The sequence below is a fragment of the Gorillibacterium massiliense genome, from assembly GCF_000455485.1.
GTDB classification, from domain to species: domain Bacteria; phylum Bacillota; class Bacilli; order Paenibacillales; family NBRC-103111; genus Gorillibacterium; species Gorillibacterium massiliense.
This window is the reverse complement of sequence record NZ_CBQR020000036.1, coordinates 90,737-112,676: the sequence shown is the minus strand read 5'-3', so window position 1 is coordinate 112,676 and position 21,940 is coordinate 90,737. Positions and strand designations below refer to the sequence as shown.

Below are 21,940 nucleotides of genomic sequence, written 5' to 3'. Positions count from 1 at the left end.
CTCTCCTTAATACAGCAGCCGAACGATTCGGCTATCCGTAACGATACTTAATAATTGGACGCCCAGACGGTTATCGCCCGGATCATGCCTGAACATGACAAGTCCGGCTTGATCCTTCCGTTCTTCGTCCCCGAGTAGGGAAATCAACGGAGTCGTCGGCCTTCCGTTCTCCGCGAAATCCGTGAGCGGAAGCTGCTTTCCCAGCGCATCTCGAAGGATAAAGCTATCCCCGATTCTCTCGATGGATTGAAACGCGACCAGCATCACGGGTTTTTTATCCGCCAAAGGATTTTTGATGACGTTCTTCACTTGTTTGATCACTTCCGGAAACGAAGCCGCCGCTACCGATTTGACCCTGCCGTAGTCCGACTCTTCCGTTTCGCGGAATGTTGCCGTCTCCCATCGCACTCTTGCACCAAGTTCACCCGGATAAACGAACAGCTCCGTGGCTTTCACGACAGCTTGGAACGTATCCTCCTCCCGAAGCGCTCGAGCCGCGCGAAAGGGCCGTAAATGACGGGTCACACGTATAGCGCCGTTCCGCAGATCGACCCACCATCCCGTATCCGCGAATTCGCCACGTGCTTGATCCGTATAGGATGTGAACGCAAGCTGAAGAAGCTCCGCGTCCGATTCCACACGCCCGTATTCCTGCAGCTCAGCCAGTTGCCATGCATGGCCCAATTGCTCCTCTAGCGTCGTTTCCGTATCCATCGGCATTTCCGGCTGCGCCGCCCGCTGCTCCAAATAACTTTTACCCTTCTTGGTCAAAGCCCGCAGGATAACGAGTTGCTCCATGGCAGCCGTGTAGACCGCTTCTTTATCTCCCTCCGTTTGCATCGTCATCACGAACTCCCTAAGACCAGCCTGCGCCCCCGGAATGTAGTGGTTGCCAAGCTGCTTCGCCTGCTCTTCGACCATTTGCAGCGTCTTCTTGTCCACGCTTCCCAGACCGGATTGCGTCAGCTGCAGCACGAGCTTTTCCAAGGTAGCGAGACCGTCCAACTGGACGGCTATCTTCTTGGCGAGGGCAGACTTGTTCACCTTGCGCTTCACTTTCGACGCTTCTTCTGGCGGCACCGCGGCCGCTTCCTTTTTCTTTTCCTCGCGCTTCTCCGCTTTGTCACGTTTCTCGACAATATCTTGAGGGATGTCCGCTCGCGCGAAGGTCTTGCCCAATGCGCGGGCATAGAGAAGGCCCAGCGTGTGCTTGCATGGAAATTGCCTACTTGGGCAGGTACATCGGAAAACCGGATTCGCCTCGTTCACGAAATCCACGGAGCATCGGTACGGCTCTTTTCCGCTTCCTGCGCATTCTCCGAACAACAAGACCCCATCTTCGGTTTCATGCAACTGGGGAAAACTATTCTTCTTGACCAAGTCACGTCCGTTCTTGATCGCACCGGCATTCGGCGCCAAGCTGTCGACGTACGCTTCCGTTATCGTAGCCATTGTCAACCTCACAATCCGTCAGAATGCTACTATCTTCCACATAAGAGCAATAATTTCCTGTCTTTTCGGCAATTTCTTCATAACTAAAAGACCACGATTTACGCGGTCTTCCAGAAAGGAGCATACCCATTTCGCCTTCGGTCTCAATTACTGCTCGAAGCAAACTTGCAACATCTCCACCACATTTTTCAGCCGCAATACCCAAGACATCATAGAGAACAACAAACGCCCTATGAGTTAACCCTAGTCACTGAACTCAGTCAACCTTTCAATACCCGATCAAATCGGCGGTCAAACTATCCCCACCTATTTCAGACCAAAGCCCGCTCACCGAGTGGGCTTCATGGTCTTGGTCTTTGTCTTGGTCTTTGTCTTTTTGCTGTTGTTCAGTTGCTGGTACTTCCTCCACCATCGGTCGATTAAGCCATGCCAGCGATAGAACAGGGTGCTTCGAGGGGATCTAAGGATGACTCCGAAATCTGGGTCTCCGTAAACCTCCGAGCCGAGGACATGAATGGAGTCGTGTAGCGAGGACATCAGCAGGAACCGGCCCAGTTCATCCGAGGACTTGAACAAGCCCAGACTCTCAACCATACGGTCCTCGGCTTCCTGCAGTTGACTGTCCCAGCCGGGGGTGGCTTTGATAACCGATGGGATCCGGGACCACGGCGTCACTCTTTGGAGATCGAGCCCCTGAGACTTATACCATCGCAGGGCTTTTCTCAAAAAACTTCGATGGAACCGAAGGAACGAAATACCGTCGCCCGGACGCAAGTCCCGATTCATATGGTTCATATGCCATCGGGCATGCTCATCCATTAGCTTTTGGGGGAAGTTAGGGATCTTCGCCATATGATTCATCCTCTTTATGAATATACATTCGTTTCTGCATTTTCATATTGGTGCTTAATTGAATGTATATGTCAGCACGCTGGCGTTGGCTTGGGCGATAGCCCTCTTCCCAGTTCCCCCCTACCCCACTTCCAGCGACGTATAGATCAGGGTGCTCCAACCCTGGAAAGTCGATTTTCGACAATGTTGGTTAATTTATGTCCTTCAATGAAAAATGCAATTAGTGTTACCACATTGCCTATAATCGGCAGTATCGCCTCCCTTCTTTCCATAAGGATTCAATGCCTTAACTTGTGAAAATGAAACCATGAGAACAAAAATATCATCTACGTTTGTTAAGGCAAACTTGGGCAAAGTTAACGCCCCCATATCACGGTTCAATCGTGATTGGGGGCGTTCTTTCGTTGCGTATTACTGCGGACTCGCGCTTTCGCTTGCTTCAGCCCGTTTCTGCGCCGCTTCAGCAAGTGTGATGTCGATCCGCTTGGCCATATCGGTCAGCTTGGGAGCGGGATCTTCGTCAGTAGCGAATAAAGAGTACCACTCGTTAGAGTACTGCATCAATATATCGTTCCAAGCCATCGATTTCATAAAGGAACGCTTCTGGGCGAATTGTAGATCGTTATATTCCTGCACGATGTACGGTGCTACCTTATCGCCGATTTTATCGAATACGGCTTTGGAGACGCTAAGTCCCATTTGGAACGCTTGCCTCGTAATATTATTGTCCTCAAGCGTAAGCGCTTGAATGTATTTCATAGCGGCATGGGGATACTTGCTGCCCGACGATATTCCAAGTACGGTAATATAGGGCGCACTAACCCTCTCGCCGTCGGTAAAGTGCGGCATGCTGACCGTGGCGATGGGTTTGCCGCTGTTCGCGAGATCACTAAATAGAGGAGATATCGAAAGGAGCATGCCAGTTGTCAATCCGAGGGAATCGGTTATGGATTGCATGTCGCTCGTATCCTTTGGAATAACGCCGTCCCGGATGAGATTTTGCAGCCATTTCACCGTATCGACGGCGGGTTCGCCGTCCCAATAGCCGGAAGCCGTCGTCCCGTCCGGGGATAAAAAACCACTCCCTTTGCCCATGGCGATCGATTCGACAAACTCAGGAAATAGTGGGATGATGGCCCCGTATGCGCTATCCATACCTGCGGCGTTCGCCTGTTTCAACTGGATCGCCGTGGAGACGAAATCGTCCCAAGTCCAATCCGATGTCGGATACGGGAGGTTAGCTTTATCGAACCATTCTTTGCTGTAGCCTATCGACATGTCGTAAGCCGCTAGCGTAATGCCCAACAGCTTGCCATCTACGGTCGTCATGTCCAGCAATTTCGGCGCGAAATATTGTGTTAAATCCAAGCCCTCGCTGTTCAGCAGATTCAAGTCCATCAGCTTGTTTTGCTTTTCCAAATCGTTCAGTTGGCTGGGCATGTACCAGAAGATATCGGGACTCAACTCTTTTATCTTATCTTCATACTGTTCAGAAGGAACGCGAACGACGTTCACGTGAAGTCCCTGGTTGTTGCTTTCCACGAGTTGCTTGGTTTCGTCCATGAGCGAATTCATATGGATGCCGAGATCGCTAGTTCCCTGATCAGACACCAATACGGTAATGGTTTCTTCCTCCGGCTCCGACTTGGCTTTGCTATTGCAGCCGACGGTTGCTGCGAGCAAAATCAAACTCAGGACAATAGCCAACAATTGTCTTCCGATTTTCATCTCAGCGACAACTCACTTTCATATGAGATTCGATGATTCCTACGACATAGTGGTTTGTACGGTTGTAATCTTCCATAGTTTCAATAATATGCCATATGGTCCCGTATCGTAAAATAACCATTTTCCAAGACACAAAATGATCTACATAAAAAAAATAAAAGCCTGGTTCTCAAGCTTTTACTTAAAATTTTATCTGATTTAAAGGAGAACAAGCAATTTAAAAGTTAGTCCCGAAAGTTCTACGTAGCCGAGCCGTTACTTTGCTGCTTCCACTAGTTTTTACTCACCAGAACGGTTTTGCTGCTTTCGGACCAGGTTACTTTGTAGCCGAAGCTTTCATATACCCAGCGCAACGGTAAATAGGTACGATCATCTTTTACCACGGCTTTGGTGTCCATGGTTTTTTTATTACCGTTTACTTCTAGTATTTCACTGCCGATGTGGATCTTAACTGTTGTTTCTCCACGATTTGCAGTGACCGTTTGAGAGGCCTGATCGTATTCGATCTTTGCTCCAATGGCTTCCAGCGCCTTCCTTACCGGGATTTGGATGCGATTCTGACCGTCTTGATAAGGCATTCCCAATTTTTCTTCCGGTGTATACAACAGCTCGCGATTGTCCACCAAAATAAAATAATCGTTGAGATTATATTGTTCACACCTTCGTATCATATCCAACGCGGCATTCAGCCCGCTGGTTTCATCCCGGGTGTCTTCCTGTATGTCAAAAAACATGATGCCGCCGCCTTTATTCAAAGCGAGCCTGGTTTTCTGGCGGATGGTGTTGAGACCGTTATAATAGGAGTCCAATTTATCGCCGGGCACAAAATCGAGATAAGCATTTTCTTTATCCAAAGCCACCAAATGCCTGTATTGCTTCCAGCTTGGTCTGGCATACAAAGGTATGCCAACAACGATCTGGTCCTCGGACGCTCCCCTTTTCTTCCAGTACTGAATGGATGCATCCGCCAACCAATAGGGACTATGCTGGCCTCCCGCCAAATCGTAAGCCATAATATTTATCCAATTCAAGTTCTCAAGGGCTATATCCGTCACGGATTGTACGGATTCAGCTTTCGTATTTACCGAACCGGCTGCTGCCACGGCTGCGCTCAAGGTTTTGCCCATGGGGGATAAAACGTCTTTCAGCGCCAATATGAGACGTTCAAACTCCGCGGAAGATTCGGCGTCGGGGTATTCCCAGTCGATCTCCACGCCATCCAGATTGTAGGTCTCCACGAAATCCCGTACTTCCCGGACAAACCGCCGTATGGTTTCGTCATTGCCGGCAAGAGCTTCAAAATGGCCTGACAGCGGTTCAGTCCCGTAGAACACCCCACCGACAGCGATGACAACATTCACTCCATGTGCATGACTTTTATCAACGAGTTCCTTTAATCTTTCGGGCTGTCCGATCGGATAAAGAGAGCCGTCCGAAGCGGGCTTCAAAAACCCGTATATCAGGTGAGTCAGTCCGTCAAAATGAACAGCTTCATCGATTGGATCATTCAAATAGGCAGATTCGGTGAAGTATCCCATGACTTTAAAATTGCCATTTTCCTTGCCAAAACTAATTTGCCGAGGAAATAGAGAAGCCGCGAGGATAACAATTATGAAAGCTGTCAAAATCTTTCTTTTCATAATCTTATACCTCCCACTAATAAGGTAATGAATTCTCCTGTTGTCTCACTCGTTTATAGCCTTTATGGAATTTGATCGATCGACCTAATTTCGCATACGGAGCTTCTCGAATGCGGTGAACATGTTACCTACCAAAAGGATAACATAGGCCATGTACTTCGGACTAATAACTTTTGTCTCAGTCGAGCTTGGAGCGTCATTGCCGCTCATCCCCATGCTCCCAAACCCAGTTTGGCCAGATCCGAATCGAAAGGCGATCGACGGAGAGCCCGCCATTATTTTTATCTTTTTCAGACTAAACATTGAGAGAGGCTACTGAATGGAGTTCAGCAGCCTCGGGAATATGGTACTATCGATTTCCGTTAGGTTATTAAATTAATCAGTCAATTGCTGTAACGGTGATAAGCAAATCTTCTTTTATTTTACTGTTCATGCTAACTTGCGGACTCGTGATGATGCTACTGCTATCCGCCATTTGATATAATTTCGACCTAGATACATCAAGGATTTCTTTCAATAGCTTATCCAATCTAAGATCGAATTTGTATTTGGAAAACAAGATTATCTTAATATTATTTTCCTTATGTTCTACTGTTTCGATTTTCAATGTGTATTCTATGTTTGTATTTACCTCACTGCATGCCTTGCATAGCTGATCCATTTGAAATGCATACTCCCATGCGGTCTCTCTGTCGTTGTTCATAAACTTCTGATGAAGAACTTTATCCATTGAATTTGTATGAACTCTAGACAGAATGGGGTAATTCCAAGTGCTATCACAATGTACACATTTATAGATGAGCCATATATCTATGCTCTTCTGCTGTGCATTCCCTCTAAATTTTTCACTACAATAGAACTCCGTTGATTTTTTACATCTATGGCATTTGTTTAGTACCTTTGGTGTTTCTAAAGCGATAATTTCAACACGATATTTCCTTGATAAAATCATATTCTTGGTTCCTCCTCTAGAAGATCAGAGGAACGCCGGTAATGAGTTAATGGGAAAACTAATTTCCATATTATATATGCGAGTTCCCTATTGGGTAGGGTACCGATGGAGGGTTTATAACAGATTATCCTGCGTTCTCTGTAATGGTTAAAATGGTCAGACTGCTCCCTTGTTAGAAAACCCCTTCAATGGAAGAAGCAATAACCATTAAATTTTCTTAACCATTACAGGTATGCTGGCACAACGATCCCACCTTTTTGTTTCTCCTATAAAAATATATCCTTATACCGCGATAATAAAAACGGAATAATTCGTTTTATCCAATAATTCTGCCCTTCACTTCAAGACAAGAACTTATATCGTTAAATGAAAAACCGCGCTGAGCGCGGCGACCAAAATATTAAATTAATACGTATTATATATACTTTCGCATTCTTCCGCGGTCGGTTCATAAAAGCAATGCTTCCTAAATCGTCCTGCTAACGGCTGATTATACCAAGTTGGCGGACATGGACCGGGATTTTCGAACGTTCCTGGACGGAAATACCATAGGGAGTATTTGGCTGGCCAGTTCCGTTCCCCATTCACAGCCCGTTGCGCCAGACGGCGTTCCCTTTCTCTTGCATTTTGATAGTACATGCCATGTTGCAAGGCTTCGAAAGCATGGGGCTGGTTTATCATTTCGGGAATTGTCCGGATATCTTTAAAATCGGAGCAATTCGCTCTTATTCGGTTAATGCCAACATTTCCAACTAAGAGCATACCCATTTCGCCCTCGGTCTCAGCCTCTGCTCGAAGCAGCCTTGCCAGCATATCAATATGCTGTTTCCTGGCTTTTACGACTGCCATTGGATCACCTCTTTAAGGTTTCTAGGCTATCATATTATAAGTGAAGCGGATGTGTTACTCTGGCAAATTAGTTATGCTCCCCTGTGTAACAGTGCTAAATCCCTTCACAATCAGCCAGGCGGCCAGGCTCATCTCATATATGCCCACGGGCAGAGCCATGAGCCCTTTAGCTGCCGAGTAAGGCTCGAAAGCACCGAACATCTCCAGCAGCCCCGCCGTAAACACGAGCACCGCCGTCACCATTCCGAACAGTGCTAACGGTCTTGGCACCAGCCTCGTCTGAAAAAGCAGATAGCTATACAAGGTCGTATTGACTCCAAGCATAAAGTTAGGTCCCAGCATCGATGTCCAGCGGTGAATCCCCTGCAGCAGGTACCCGATCTCAATAAGATTGTCTTGATTGGGCACCCCATTTGCTTCATAGTGAATACTGAGCTGCAATAACCCCAATATACTCACCGCGCCAATGGCAATGAACACAGCCTCCATAAATCGAAAGATCAGATAGCCAAGAGCCAGGTGCTCATTCCAGCGGCGAAGATAAGGAAACAACATGATTGCCGTCCCCACCGCCGTCAGTACGAGCAAGAGATCATTCAGGACGCCGATCAACAACTCTGTTTTTTTTCCATCGATGACGGCTAAGTACCAATTATCGTTCAAAACGGGGGCGTAACAGAGCACGGCAATGACGGATGTAACCGCGGCTAAAATATAGAAAATCCCGATGAGGATTCCATTCCTTCTATCTTGCGCCATTCCTCTTACCTCCTTATTCGATTGGAGATGCCTATGGACCATTATGAGGTTATCGAACGAGCATTGATCCATATCGAGGACCGCCTGGACCAGTCTTTATCGCTGGACTCTTTGGCAAATTCCTTCAATATATCCAAGTTCTACTTTCATCGGCTTTTCTCGGCCATAATGGGTTGTTCGTTGAATCAATACATTCTGTCCCGAAGGCTGAACGCTTCCTTGCCCCTCATTCAAGCTGGCCGAACGTCCCTTACCGATATTGCTTACCAGCTCAACTTCGGGACACCTTCCTCGTTCACCCGCGCTTTCAATCGCCAGTACGGCGTGGCCCCTAGTTCGCTGAAGGCTCATCACCCTACCATTCTTCCAGTCCCGATCCCCTCCATCGTTCGAAGGCCCATCAAGAATATCAACGGTGACGTGGTCGCGGATTTTACCCTTATGGAAATCCCGCCCATCCGGCTGAGCGGGATCGTCTTCGAGGTGGATTTGGCGGCAGACTACGAGACGACGATTCGGTCCCATTCGAACATGCTGCTGCAGGAAGTGGACTCCTCTGTTCAAGGCCCTTGTTATGTCGTCTATTCGAATTGCCAGCCTGACTCCACCCGGTTCAATGTCCTGTTCGGAATTCCGCAGGATATCCGGATCGAAAAGCCCTTTTATTTCACCGTGGACGTGCCGCAGCTCTTCTGCGCCAAGTTCACTTATTCCGGCGGTCTCCTCGAGATTGGCGAAGTCCTGAAGACGGATTACGCGCGATTCCTGAAGATTTCTAGACAGGAAACGGACGATTCCCACATCGAGTTGATCCAACGTTTCGATGACGTTCACAACCTTGGTTCAACCTATCATATCTACGCTCCGATCAAAAAACTGCCCATCGATTCCGATGAGGAATAGCGCTATTCCAAAGGATCGGATGAACACAAGATACCATAAGGATCTTCGTCGTACTTTCCAGATCTTGCTGTAATCCTGCGCTACCTCTCGGACAGCTTCATTACCAATACAAGTTACTGAAGGATTCGATGAGGGCTAACACTTCTCGCGTTTGCCTACCTACGGCATAGAGCGCGTAGGACCAAGAGGTTTCTTTCCAGAAAGGAATGGTATAATAAAAGGGGATTTTTATGTCACTACCGCCGAATACAAGGGGCATTTGTGTCAATCTTCCGCGGATTCCGAGGATTTGTTATAATGAATAACTTAACCTTTCTACCCATTTAAAAAAACTCACTGAAATGAATCAGTGAGCTCCCTTCCTACGCCATGACCGAGCAGATCGCGTACCACCGAGAATCCGTTTTGCTTGGCATGGATCTGAACCACATGCATCACATCACATCGTGGTCCGGTTTCCGACAACAGCTTTTTCGACACCGAGAACTAGTCCTCGTAGACTACAGAACCTATATAGGTAAGTTTTCTGCTATCTAGGAATGCCTCCTCAATATCATCTTCATATTCATAGTCGTATAATCGAATAGCTATATTATATTCTTCTGCTAAATCATCACCGTAAAACTCAACGAGTTCACGTATGATTACTTCAGAAAAAGAAGCATTCATAAGCAATTCCGAGATTGTTGAAGATGAAGTTTCCCTAAAAGTACATTCTAATAAATCCTGATTATAATCAAGAAAATCTAAATTGAAATCAGACATGAACATTGATCGAACTCTATCTCCATGTTCATCATACTTTATTTCTACATATTTATTCAGATCATTTTGCCGTCTGCAGTTTCCAAACCAAAGCGAAACCGCGCCTGCACTTTCTCCCATTAGATCCTCCTGTAATGATTTTATTTTTAGCCGTAAGTTATAAATTAGTTACTAAACTACCCGGTGCCCATAAAAGTACTTTATACCGGTTTCCCAATCCATTTTGGAAAGCATCTCTGCGTATTGATAGATGTCCTCAAGTATCTTGCTATCAACAATCGTATCAAATTGAACCGGACATTTTATTCCGCTCCAAACGGACAGCAAAGTTGGAATTACGTTAGTTCTTATAGGAACGCTTGTATTTAATGAGTTAACCGATTTCTCAATAATCTGTTTCGTTAATTTTCCAGGGAAAACTGGAGTGGAGTAATAATAGTAATGCTCTTCAACCACATCATTCAAAAAATCAACGTAATAGTTCCCAATCTCTTCTACTGTCGCGTCCTCATCCAAATGATCTGAATAATTTAGAAAGATATCCAACGAATTTCTAATCGTTCCTGCTACATTTGTATCTTCCCATTCTTCAAGCATAGCCAACAGATAGGGTATAACATCATACGATAACGTATATAGAGAAGCAGCTGCAAACGTGTCAGCATTATTCTCTGATACATCAGAAAGAAACAACAGATTCTCACTAATTAAAAGATCTTTATGTGATGCCACTAAGCAAAATAAGCGAATACATACTCTTAAAACTTCTTCATCCTTAGTAATATTCATGATCTGGAGTAGATCAGCTTTTACGGAAAAATCACCTAATTTCAACAATTCAGTGATGAGCATCAACTTTTCCCGATCAGACATTGCATGTTCAAAGGATTCTCTTAAAACAGCAATATCACAACCTGAATTTGTTTCTCCATACCAATGGCTTTTTAATAAATCGCTAAATAAAACCATCATCTCGTCTCCAATCCTATTCAGGAGTTGTATACATTTCTGATAGAAAATCATCAAATGAATCTGCCAATAAATAAACATTGCTTATGTCATCGAGATCTTCGGATTCTTCCTCATGATCCCAGAAGTATATTTTCCCATAATATTCCTCATCGGTGCCTATACAGATCACATTACCACCGGGGTCGTTGCCAATTGGCATCAATCCTATTGGTAATCTATCTTCATATATGTGTATGTTTTCTGCGAGATTGTTGTACATCTCTCCTATGCCAAAAAACATTCTTAGGATATCCGGTCCTTGTTCATCAGAGATTTTAAATAGTTTAGGTATTGGCCGCCCCCCGTTAAATTCCAACAAAAAGCTTCTGTACTGTTCAGGAAGGCTGATGCTATGTTTCAACTCAAATTGTTCGATGATCTCCACAGAAAGAGGTCCGTTTGTTTCAGTAAATTGCACCATAACATTTTCACCTTTTCTTATTGTTTTCTTTTCCCTAGCTTCAAATTTCTCTCTGCTGGCTAGCATATTAGCTATGAAATCAGCAATGTATTCTCATTCTGAAATCCCTTATCTTAATTAATTATACAATCATCAAATTGGCTAAATTAACTAGGTTCTTGTCAAATTTGGCAAAGTTTTATACTAAAACAAACCACAAAAGCTAAAACAAACCGCCAGAGGTTAGACCTCTGACGGTTTGCTTTACATCACTACCTTATTGATTAGCATTGTTTAGTACAGTTAGTGAATTATCCAAAGCAGACTTACATTTGCTCGCATCCGGGTGTTTAGAACGAACGGCAGCCAAAACGCTATCGATTGTGCCATCAATTTGGGTCCACGTTTTCCGATCGATTTTTCGAAGACTCGGCTCTGCATCGTCCCAATCATGTTCCAAATTATCAGCACCCGTTTTCGCATCTGAAATGCTGTTAGAATTAACGTTCTTCAGAATATTGTTTTCTATATTGATAAAATCTGATAACTGCCCAGTCAATGTCGTTTGAGTAGAAACGGTCTGAGATGAGATGTGATTATTCATCCAAACATATCCCCCAATGCCGATCGCCAGAAAAACGCACAGTACCGAAATGGTCTGAACCAATACATTCTTTGGGTTACCGCTTGTGTGGTTTGGGGACACAGATTCATTATTGGAAAGAATATCGATCTTCGAAATGATAAGGTACACGACAATCGCCAATATCGCTAGAAGAAATATGACACTGGTAATGGTTGCACCCAATCCTAAGCCGCCATTCACATTGGATTGAGACAAATAATCACCCAACGATGCTCCAAGCGGACGAGTGAGAATATACGCAACCCAAAATGCTAGAATTTCATTAAGCCGCGCAAATTTCCAGCCCAAGGTTACACAGCCTATAATAATGACGACAATGATACCTGTTTTTAGATAACCAAGACCGAGTTGCTCGGAATACAAATCTCCGACTGCAGTTCCGAGTGCAAATGTAAAAAGAATCGTTAACCAGTAAAAGACTTCTCTTTTAAATGTGTAAATCGAATGAATAGATAGCGTTTTTTCGCTTAGATACCAGAATAGGAACGTTAATCCTAATAATACACTGAAAACAATGGTGCTAAGCTCAAGCGGTACGCCAAATCCATCCGTTAAATTATCGGTAACCAAAGTTCCAAACACACTGATAAGCACAACTGTGAGCCAATAAAGTACCGGAACGTATTTCTTTGCTCTTAATTGAAGATAAATGACAATAACAAATGCGATTCCCATTATGAGGGTAGTGAGTGGCAGGCCGATTCCCAGATTAACATTCAGAAAATCCGAAAAGGTCTCTCCAACGGTCGTGCATAATACTTTGATGACCCAGAAAAAAATGGTTACTTCCGGAACCTTACTAAGAATCTTACTCATTTTGTTCTGTTTCGCTAACATTTCGTCTCCCCTTTCATTTCTTCCTTTCACGACTTCGATTATCTCTCTTTCACATTAGCCTGTATTCCTAAACCTCCTGTGAATCAAAACTTAAGTTTTTATTAACAAAAATTACTCATGCCTCTTTTAGATTTGAAAAAGACGCTCCCATTCAGGAGCGCCTCCATCATCATATATACAATGAATTGATTATTTTTCATTTATGCTCATTACTTTGCGTTTTTTTAGAGTTCGTCCGAATAGGATCAGACCTATAAAAGCAGCGGCTCCTATGGCTCCCATCGCCAAGGATCCTCGCCTCACGCCGGCAAACATCCCGCTTACTGCGATGTGGTAAGGCATGAGCCCGATCATCGTAGTCCAGATGAAGGTTTTAATATCGATCTTTAGCAATCCAGAAGCGTAATTGATCATATGGTAAGGCAGTAAAGGAACAAAACGGACTGTCAACAGCCCCGAGGCCTTTTGCTCGCTCACAAATCGTTCTAGTTTGTTTTTATATGGTATATCCTTTATCGCGCCAGCAAATGGTTTAGATAGCCACCGTATCAAATAATAAGCACCAATTGCTCCAAGAACACCGCCGATCCAGGAGTAGAATCCTCCTAGAAAAGGGCCGTAAATTTCCATTAACAAAAACGTCGTGAACTCTCCTGGCACTGGGACGACATTGACGAACGTTTGAACGATGATTCCGATTAATACGCCCCATGGGCCTATTTGTTGTACGGCTTTGAAGGTGTGTTGTACAACTCCGATTTTTAATAAATGTAGATAATAGACAATCGCGATGACGATCAATACAAAGCTAATGACGCTAATCAAACGGGATTTGATCTTCAATGTCAACCTCCGTATTAGAATGACATTTGATTCTTACGAAACAGTGCGAACTTGGCCGTAACGTATTACACGATCGAAAACACGAAAAAACCGCTCGCTCTGCGGAAATCTGGAACCTTACGATCGCCTTACTATTAGGATAAACTCTCGCCATTAAAAAGACGTAAACGAACGATTAAAATTTTCATAACTCTGGCTGAATGGCATCGTCGTCATGACAGTAATTATTGATGATTTCTTTAAATTTGATAGTGCGTGTTTTCTCTTATTCATAGGCGATTCACTGTATGTCTCAAAAATAAACAAACGGTGAAAAATCTTAAATCATTATTAAGTGTCTCAAATCCGTTGCGATAGTATCGATCTCACAACTATAATGGGACGAGTATCCGAAACAATAACTTAATTGAAAGGTATGACATCAACTATGAACTTGATCATTTTTCATTGGCTCAATGATTTGGCCGGTCGTCTCGACGGCATCGACGATATAATGGAGTTTTTCGCGCAAGACCTCGTCTGGATCCTGATTGGAGTCGTTGCATGTTTGTGGCTTTCCGGCAACATCCATAACCAGAAGCTCGCTTTCCACGCGGTCCTTTCCGCGACAATCGCCCTGTTGCTCGGCGGTTGGGTCATTTCTCCGCTCGTGAACCACCCGCGCCCATTCGTCGGACATGCAGTGCACCTATTGGTTGCCCATGCACCGGACCCGTCCTTCCCGAGTGACCATGCTACGCTCGCATTTGCGCTCGCTTTCGGCATTTTGGTCGGCAAACGAAAAACGGGGTCCTTCATGCTGTTGCTTGCCATTCTAACAGGAATCGCGCGCGTATATGTTGGAGTTCATTACCCGGCAGATATCGCAGGTGCGATCGTCTTGTCCGCATGTACGACCATACTCATTTCGAAGCTGCAACGCCAATTGCAACCCATAGACCTTTTTTTAATCCGATTGTATCGCGGCATCACGGCAAAAGTACCTTTCCTACCCCGCACATGAATTGGAGATTTGCTGCTATTTATTTTTCGAGAAAACAACATTTTAAATGGCAGCCGTTGTACGGCTGCCATTTTTAAATACTTTTACCTGAGATAGTTTTCTTTATGCGTAACAGGTTCTAACCCATCCATGTGCCCTGGTGTAAGATGGCAGTTGAGCCTCTAAATGAGATTGATTGCTCCCCCTTGTTATATCTTTTTACAATGTTTCAATTTTCCGTACCTTACGCTTGCGCCAAACAAGCTCATAAATAACAGGTACGACAATCAACGTGAGTAAAGTTGATGAGAATAGACCCCCGATTACGGTAATTGCAAGTCCACCTGAGATCAAACTGGTCGATGATCCGGAAGATATCGCTACCGGCATTAGTGCCAACATAGTGGCGAACGCCGTCATCAAAATTGGCCGCACTCGGGTTTTCGATGCTTCAACAATCGCTTCCCTAATTTCCATACCAGACAGACGATTTTTCTCGACACGATCCAGTAACACGACTGCATTCGTTACGACAATACCGACAAGCATCAGCATACCGATCATGGCACTGATAGATAGGGACTCACCAGTAATAAGAAGCGCACCTAATGAACCGATCGGAATGAAGATGAGTGACGTCAAAATGATCAGCGGTGTAATCAGACCACCAAAAGTCATGCTCATTACGATAAATACAAGTCCTACGGCAACAGCCATCGCAATAATAAGACTGCTGAAGCCTTCTCCGATCATTTCCATTCCACCACCGAATTTAACTTCAACACCACTTGGCATAGACAAATTATTTATGCTCTCTTTTACTTGTTTCGTCACCGATTGGACTGCGTCTTTATCTTTGATTGTTGCACTGACCTCAGCATACATTTTCCCATCATCATGATTTACTTTAATCCAAGCACTTTCTTCCGTTACGTTAGCAATATCGCTAAGTTTCTTCGCACCATTTGTGGTTGGGATCTGGATGTCTTCCAGTTCAGAGCGAGATTCAATTTGTTGCTGGTAAGCAAGTGTTACTTCTCGGTTTTCGTTATCGATTGTGTAAGCACCTGCATCAAGTGGTCTCAGTTGTTCCCCAACAAGTTGGGCAATGAGTCCTGGGTTTATTTTTTCATCAATTCCGACTTGATTTAGCGTTACGACCCATTTTGGAGTTACCTCATTCATGTTATTTGTAACATCCTTAAGGTCACCATCCTGGTTCAACGTACTTTCCACTTGCTTGGCTGCTTCGGAGAGCTGGGCGGGATCATTGGAATAAATACTTACCGATACATTATTTCCCGAAGTCATGCTTACTTCGTTGGACTTAACTTCAATTTCTGTTCCTGTTACTTCTGCCGCTGCAATTGCTGGAATTTCGCTGTTCATCCGCTCGATCATCGAATCCAAATCGGTACCCTTCTCGAACTGGACTGTTGCCTTGGCCTTATTTTTACTTACTAGGCCAGTCATGTTCTTATCTTGAGATCCGCCAATAGAGATCTGATAACTTTCTGCACCAGGCAATGCCTTCAAATAGTTCTCTACCTTGCTCCCAACCTTATCGGTTGCATCCAAGGAACTTTTTACCGGCAAGGTTATTTCAACAGAAGCCGATGGCAACGATGTAGTGGGAAGGAAGCTCATGCCGAGCAGTGGCACCAAACAAACCGATCCAACTAAAAGTAAAACGGAAAATACAAGGACGAGTGTTTTGCGCTTCAATGCCCCACGAATCGTCTTTTCGAAGATGGTTATCATTCGCCCACCTTCTTTGTGCGGCTTAACGCGGTTGAAGAATTTTCCGCCCATAATGGGAATAAGCATGGCGGCAACAAGCAAGGAAGTCAGGATAGAAATGACAACAGCTAGGGCAAATGGTCGGAACACGACTCCGATCATGCCGCCAACGAATAGCAATGGCGCAAAAACAACCACCATAGCAAAGGTAGAAGAAGCGACAGCACCCATAACCTCCCGAGTGGCCATCATTGCAAGCTCTTTACCTCGCAATTCGTCCCCTTTCTTTTGCTTCCACCGGTAGATATTCTCGATAACGACGATGCTATCATCTAAAATACGGCCGATGGAAACGGCAATCCCACCGAGAGTCATGATGTTAAGCGTATAACCCATCTGGTTCATAACGGCGATAGTAGCGAAAACGGAAATGGGCAGCGACACGATAGAGATTAATGTTGCTCTCACATTCCGCAAAAAGACGAAAATAATGATCATACAAAATAATGTGCCGAAAAGCCCTTCATGAATAAGCCCGGAAACCGATTCCTTAACATTTTCCCCTTGGTCAGAAATGACGTGAATACTCAGATCGCCGCTATCTACATAGTCTGCTAAAAGGGACTTCACTTCATCCGTAACGCTTGCTGTATTTGCATCCTGATTCTTTACGACATCAAGCAGAAAGCTGGGCTCCCCGTTGTAACGAGTTCTTTCGTCTTGTGTGGAAACGGTCCTGATTTCAGCAATATTCGATAGCAACACGCCGTTGTTTCCTAATTTCAGGTTTTCGATCTGAGACAGAGAAGTAACTTGACCTGACAGCTTGATCGGAATTGTTGTCTCATCTACACTTGCGGAACCAAGAGGAACGGCATAATTAACTGCTTGCAGTGCTGTGCGAATAGCTCCCAAAGTAATACCCTGTTGAGCGGCTTTATCTTTTTCCACAACGACTTCTAAACGATCAGAAGTCGTGCCCTTCAATTCAGCGGAGCTTACGCCTGCGACTTTTTGTATTTGTGGGACGACTTCAGTCTGAAGCTTTTCCTCTAACGCTTGAGAATCAAGCCTTTCAGAGAATATGGCAGCTTCGTATATGGCCCCAGCACCCAGTGATAACCGTTGGACCTTGACGCTAGCTCCATCCGGAAGTTTAATCTTTGCCACCGCATCTTCAATATCACCCGTTAGCTTTTCCATATTTGAACCGAACGGAAATTGTACAATGACATTGGCTGCGTTTTCGGCAGAGGTACTCGTGAGCGAATCGTAATCTTTCAAGCCCTTTATACTGTTTTCTATGGGCTTCGTAACTTGCGATTCCATTTCTTCCGTTGATGCCCCCGGCTGTGTCACCTGTACGTAAACAGTAGGCATATCCATTGCGGGAAGCGTCTCTTGCTTGATTTGCATCGCTGAGTAAACCCCGTAGCCCAATATAAGTAGGCACAGAATGACAACGGCGGTGCTGTTTTTCAAACTGAACTTTGTTAACCAATTCATCTTTTTTCTCTCCTCTCCTATCGATAGGATCATCTTATCAATCCAATTTGTACGCACTGTGTACGGAGCGAATATTATCGACAGGGGAATTTTTGAGAAAATAAAAAGCTCGTGAGGAACACGAGCCAGATGAATTCCATTATCCATTTTTGTCTATTTCCTGTTTTACCTTTTCACTTCTTCTTTTGATTTACTCGTTTCGATCAATACAACTGACTGATCCACTTGCGAGGGTAGTAAAGATGTCGATTCTATATTTAACATGGCTTTCTTATTGATTTGCATGGCGTAATACAAACCGAGGGATCCAATAACAATCTGCCACAACAGTTCGTTTTCCATTATAAAATCTCCCCTTTCTTGTTTACGAGTTCATTATAACAAATGAATGTGAACTCACTGTGTCGTAGATAAAATAGTGATTTTACTTTGGTGTTTTCGGAAGCGCGACGGTCATAACGGTCCCTTCGCCAATACGGCTAGAAACCTGTATCTCTCCGTTGTGCAAATCCAAAATACGCTTCACAATGGACAAGCCAATTCCATTGCCCCCCATTGCTTTATCTCTTGATTGATCCACCTTATAAAATGGTTTGAAAATGTGTTCAATTTCCTCTTGTGGAATGCCTGGTCCACTGTCTGTGATCGATACTCGAATCTCCTGGTCGTTTTGATCTACTATAATTTGGACATTCCCGCCAGTAGGTGAAAACTTAACAGCATTGCCAAACAGATTGATCCATAATTGATTTAATTTATCCTTATCCGCTTGCACATTTACTTCCCCTGCCTCCAACACCACATTCAGGTTTTTTCTAGACCATTGAGGTTCGGATGCCACGATAACATGACGCAATTGTTCATCTAACCGATAAACACTCTTATTAAGCACTAAATGTTCATACTCAAGTGATGACAGTTGAAGCAAATCAGTGCCGAGACGAGAAAGTCGATCGGTCTCCTCTTCGATGATTGCTAACATGTCTTGCCTCACGTGCTCATCCATTTTTTTATATCGTATCGCTTGCGTGAAGCCCTTTATTGAAGTAAGAGGCGATTGAATTTCATGGGAAACATCGGAAACGAACCGCCGACGTACTGCCTCCAAATTTCCCAACTCATACGCCATTCGATTAAAACTATTTGCTAGTTGACCGATTTCATCCTTACTTCTAATATTCAAACGGATATCAAACTCTCCTTTGGCCATTTTGCGTGTTGCTTTGGTCAACATCTGAATGGGTCGAACGAGGAAACGTGCCGCAACAAGAAAGAAAAGACTGCCGAATAGTAATACAAGCAAAAGCGCGGTTCTCAATATTGAAGCAAAAGGAATGCTGTCTATCTCAGGTGAAAGAAAAAGTGCATAAGGTTTCCCGTCTATTTGAAATGGAAGCCCTGCTACAAGCGGACGCTTGTGCTCTCCAATCACTTGATACATGTTTCCTTGAAGTACCAATTGAATCTCATCTTTAGTTAAGCGAAGTCTTTGAATCTCCGATGGATCTCCGTTGTGCAAGAGCTTGCTGTTTTGGTCAAAGAGCAAAATAGAATAGTTAGGTAGCGCTGTAACCCCATCCAATAATGTAGCCTGCACTTCTGGTGGAGAAGCCACATAAGAATCAATGATTTTCTTGCCACCTTCGATCAAGTTCTCTAAAACCACATTTTGGACTTTCTCAGCATAAAACCAGGTAACCATATAAAAAGCTGGGATGAGGCTGAGAAATAGAACAATGACGAAAGCTAGGATAACGCGAACGTAAAGTGATTTAATCACGATATACCTCCAACCTATAGCCAAGACCCCGCAACGTCATGATTTTGAAATCCTCTTCATAGGCGCCGAACCTAACTCGAAGTCGTTTGATATGGGTATCGATCGTCCGTTCGTCTCCCTCATAATCGTGCCCCCAAATTTTCTGGATCAATTCATCCCGCGTGAAGAGCTTACCCGGATAACTGGCGAGCGCAGCAAGCAGCTCGAACTCCTTAAGAGGAATCGATTCACTCTGCCCTGTATCCTTATTCCGGATCTGGTAGCTTGTTTTATCTAACGAGATACTCCCCAAATTGATGGTTTCGGAAACCGAAATTTTATAACGCTTCAGCAAAGCTTTAACACGTAACACAAGTTCCATGGGTTCAAAAGGTTTTACCAGATAATCGTCTGTTCCAAGTTGAAAACCCTTGATCCGATCCATGGGTTCATTTTTAGCTGTAATCATTAAGACCGGCTTTTCTCCATGCTCTCTCAAGCGCCTACACAACTCCCAGCCATCCATAAAAGGCATCATGACATCCAATATAATCAAATCGACCGCATGACCATTATAATACTGCCACGCTTCCGCCCCATTCGCTTGTTCCACTACTTCAAAACCTTCATCCTCCAAATAAAATCGGACTAATTGGCGTATGTGTCGATCATCATCCACAACCATTATAGTGGTCAATCACAGCCCTCCTGACTCCATAAAACTACTGTCGATTATAGCCTTCTTTCTTGTACTCTGTGTGAACTCGATAAAATGATACGGTAGCTTTAATGGTTTGTGGTTCCGAGATGACACAGCCAGGTTTTTCATAGTACTGTGCCCATGTCGTAATAAACTCATTCGCCCTTTCTTCCTTTCTTCCCATTTAAAAGAAAACTCACTGAAATGAATCAGTGAGTTTTCTTTAATAAAGTTTATCTAGGATTATTGTTCAGCTCTCATACTAAACACCTGATCGTTCGAAATTACAAATTTGAGCTTAGAATTCTATTGTGCGGTCAGTATAATCGGGCCATCCGCTGTGATGGCGATCGTATGCTCGTACTGTGCGGATAGCTAGCCGTCAGCAGTTCTAGCGGTCCATCCATCGGGATCAATCGTCATTAACGCTTTTCCTGCATTTAACATCGGCTCGATCGTAAAAACCATCCCTTCCTTCAAGCGGAACCCTTTGCCCGGATTCCCGACGTGGGTGGGCGATTTGGAACCGATTCCTTCGTGAATCATTTCCACAAGCGGCAAATAGATCCGTTCCTGAAAATCGGCAAACAGCTTGCTGAACCGGTTTCCCGGGAAGTAATGAAAATTATCTACAACCGTTTTAGTTAAATAAATACAGAAGGATCCTGGATGCACTTCCCCAGGAGCAGTCTAGAGAACGACTCAGCTTTATGTAAACTGCCACCCTCCCCCGACAAAGCGGGCAATACTGCCGACTCCGTTCGATTCAGGGCATCCCAGAGTAAATTTTCCAAAAGCATGAACTTATTTTTGTAATAATGATATACGGTTCCGTAGCCGAGCTCTGCCTTGACCGCAACGTCGCGTATTTCCAATTTGAATGCCCTTCTCCAAATAGGCTTCCGCAGCCGCTTCCATGATTTGGTTCATTCGCATCTCCCGGATCGCGTCATTCTGTTCTTTGGTAAGTGGTGACATGTGTCCTCCTTTTTTAGACCTGTGCAGTAATGTCAATGTAAAATCAATATTCATCATTTCTATGTTTGACACAAACATTAATCAAGACCAAAATCGAAAAACGAAAGTTCTCATAGACTTTGTGAAATATCATTATATAAGCCAATAATAATGAAAACCGTTCCTCTTTTAAGGAACGGTTCGTTATGTTGTGAGCTTAGTTTAAAGTTATCTCGCTTTTTAACTATGATTTATTCTGAGTATTGTATTGCTCGAAATGAATTAATAACTCCACTAATTCCGACTTTGAAAGCTTCATATACCGCCTTCTAATGCGTTCTAGATCTCGTCTCTCTTTCACTAGCTTATAGATATTGTTAGCTTGATCAAGCGACATTTTGGTGGCTCTACTTCCTTTAGAATGCCTATTATAACAGTGTGTAGAAAAGTAATCATGTAGTTGTTCATTAGTAAAGATTGATTTTACGTGAATGCCAACACCTTCAGGATCAATTTCTTTAGATTTTAGAGTGACAGCTCGATATGAGACACTTTTGGACTCATTGATTAAAGAATCAATCGCTTTTTTGCCAAGAAGCCATTCCATTGTTGCAGAATCAGTATTCCGGTACATACATCTCATCCTTCTGTATTAGTGA

The 21,940-nt window shown here is 44.1% G+C and carries 19 protein-coding genes and 2 pseudogenes; 2 read left to right on the top strand and 19 right to left on the bottom strand.

Features of this window, described 5'->3' with window-relative positions; translation table 11 throughout:
* Positions 1-6 precede the first annotated feature (6 nt).
* The 7 genes from TJ79_RS04295 to TJ79_RS04265 all read right to left on the bottom strand — a co-directional run bounded on the left by TJ79_RS04295 (position 7) and on the right by TJ79_RS04265 (position 8,232).
* Positions 7-1,452 (bottom strand): SWIM zinc finger family protein, encoded by a 1,446-nt coding sequence (locus tag TJ79_RS04295; RefSeq protein ID WP_040949033.1) that lies wholly within the window; start codon positions 1,450-1,452, stop codon positions 7-9.
* Between the two features lie 327 nt (positions 1,453-1,779).
* On the bottom strand, positions 1,780-2,304 hold the full coding sequence (locus TJ79_RS04290) for a hypothetical protein (RefSeq protein WP_202903284.1): 525 nt from the start codon (positions 2,302-2,304) through the stop codon (positions 1,780-1,782).
* Between the two features lie 411 nt (positions 2,305-2,715).
* Positions 2,716-4,032 carry an ABC transporter substrate-binding protein gene (locus tag TJ79_RS04285; RefSeq protein WP_040949032.1) on the bottom strand — a complete coding sequence of 439 codons (1,317 nt, stop codon included), beginning with the start codon at positions 4,030-4,032 and terminating at the stop codon, positions 2,716-2,718.
* A 272-nt stretch (positions 4,033-4,304) separates the two neighbouring features.
* Positions 4,305-5,672, bottom strand: a complete 1,368-nt coding sequence (locus TJ79_RS25690; protein ID WP_052339251.1) for a glycosyl hydrolase family 18 protein — start codon at positions 5,670-5,672, stop codon at positions 4,305-4,307.
* A gap of 379 nt (positions 5,673-6,051) precedes the next feature.
* Positions 6,052-6,624 (bottom strand): DUF1062 domain-containing protein, encoded by a 573-nt coding sequence (locus TJ79_RS04275; protein WP_040949031.1) that lies wholly within the window; start codon positions 6,622-6,624, stop codon positions 6,052-6,054.
* 405 nt (positions 6,625-7,029) lie between these two features.
* A complete protein-coding gene (locus tag TJ79_RS04270) occupies positions 7,030-7,473 on the bottom strand; it encodes a cell wall hydrolase (RefSeq protein WP_040949030.1) in 444 nt (147 codons plus the stop codon).
* A 54-nt stretch (positions 7,474-7,527) separates the two neighbouring features.
* Positions 7,528-8,232, bottom strand: a complete 705-nt coding sequence (locus tag TJ79_RS04265; protein ID WP_040949029.1) for a DUF4386 domain-containing protein — start codon at positions 8,230-8,232, stop codon at positions 7,528-7,530.
* A 33-nt stretch (positions 8,233-8,265) separates the two neighbouring features.
* Between TJ79_RS04265 and TJ79_RS04260 the strand changes: the two genes are divergently transcribed.
* Entirely contained in the window at positions 8,266-9,135 is an 870-nt protein-coding gene (locus TJ79_RS04260; RefSeq protein ID WP_040949028.1) for a helix-turn-helix transcriptional regulator, read from the top strand.
* Positions 9,136-9,486: 351 nt separating this feature from the next.
* Here the strand turns inward: TJ79_RS04260 and TJ79_RS27930 are convergent.
* From TJ79_RS27930 to TJ79_RS04235, 6 genes and pseudogenes are all read right to left on the bottom strand, one after another.
* Positions 9,487-9,625: pseudogene (locus TJ79_RS27930) on the bottom strand (type I methionyl aminopeptidase); the annotation flags it as partial.
* Positions 9,622-10,020, bottom strand: a complete 399-nt coding sequence (locus TJ79_RS04255; RefSeq protein WP_040949027.1) for an immunity 22 family protein — start codon at positions 10,018-10,020, stop codon at positions 9,622-9,624. The pseudogene TJ79_RS27930 and the gene TJ79_RS04255, both read right to left, overlap by 4 nt.
* A gap of 51 nt (positions 10,021-10,071) precedes the next feature.
* A complete protein-coding gene (imm47, locus tag TJ79_RS04250; RefSeq protein WP_162162910.1) occupies positions 10,072-10,872 on the bottom strand; it encodes an Imm47 family immunity protein in 801 nt (266 codons plus the stop codon).
* Between the two features lie 13 nt (positions 10,873-10,885).
* Positions 10,886-11,398 (bottom strand): SMI1/KNR4 family protein, encoded by a 513-nt coding sequence (locus tag TJ79_RS04245; protein WP_238322775.1) that lies wholly within the window; start codon positions 11,396-11,398, stop codon positions 10,886-10,888.
* Between the two features lie 190 nt (positions 11,399-11,588).
* On the bottom strand, positions 11,589-12,794 hold the full coding sequence (locus TJ79_RS04240; protein WP_040949025.1) for a COG4705 family protein: 1,206 nt from the start codon (positions 12,792-12,794) through the stop codon (positions 11,589-11,591).
* Positions 12,795-12,983: 189 nt separating this feature from the next.
* On the bottom strand, positions 12,984-13,637 hold the full coding sequence (locus TJ79_RS04235; protein ID WP_040949024.1) for a TVP38/TMEM64 family protein: 654 nt from the start codon (positions 13,635-13,637) through the stop codon (positions 12,984-12,986).
* Positions 13,638-14,064: 427 nt separating this feature from the next.
* Here TJ79_RS04235 and TJ79_RS04230 point away from each other — a divergent pair, with 427 nt between their 5' ends.
* Positions 14,065-14,640, top strand: a complete 576-nt coding sequence (locus TJ79_RS04230) for an undecaprenyl-diphosphatase (RefSeq protein ID WP_040949023.1) — start codon at positions 14,065-14,067, stop codon at positions 14,638-14,640.
* Positions 14,641-14,838: 198 nt separating this feature from the next.
* On the opposite strand, the gene TJ79_RS04225 is transcribed toward TJ79_RS04230, so the two are convergent.
* From TJ79_RS04225 to TJ79_RS04200, 6 genes and pseudogenes are all read right to left on the bottom strand, one after another.
* Complete coding sequence (locus TJ79_RS04225; protein ID WP_040949096.1) at positions 14,839-17,865, bottom strand: efflux RND transporter permease subunit; 3,027 nt, start codon at positions 17,863-17,865, stop codon at positions 14,839-14,841.
* A gap of 165 nt (positions 17,866-18,030) precedes the next feature.
* On the bottom strand, positions 18,031-18,207 hold the full coding sequence (locus TJ79_RS27050; protein ID WP_155987769.1) for a hypothetical protein: 177 nt from the start codon (positions 18,205-18,207) through the stop codon (positions 18,031-18,033).
* An 82-nt stretch (positions 18,208-18,289) separates the two neighbouring features.
* The gene (locus TJ79_RS04220) at positions 18,290-19,645 is read right to left on the bottom strand and encodes a sensor histidine kinase (protein WP_040949022.1); all 1,356 of its coding nucleotides are present in this window, start codon (positions 19,643-19,645) and stop codon (positions 18,290-18,292) included.
* Positions 19,638-20,321 (bottom strand): response regulator transcription factor, encoded by a 684-nt coding sequence (locus TJ79_RS04215; RefSeq protein ID WP_040949021.1) that lies wholly within the window; start codon positions 20,319-20,321, stop codon positions 19,638-19,640. The genes TJ79_RS04220 and TJ79_RS04215 overlap by 8 nt, the downstream gene beginning before the upstream one ends.
* A 309-nt stretch (positions 20,322-20,630) precedes the next feature.
* A pseudogene (locus TJ79_RS04205) lies at positions 20,631-21,302 on the bottom strand (TetR/AcrR family transcriptional regulator).
* 223 nt (positions 21,303-21,525) lie between these two features.
* Complete coding sequence (locus TJ79_RS04200; RefSeq protein WP_052339249.1) at positions 21,526-21,915, bottom strand: hypothetical protein; 390 nt, start codon at positions 21,913-21,915, stop codon at positions 21,526-21,528.
* Between the last annotated feature and the right edge of the window lie 25 nt (positions 21,916-21,940).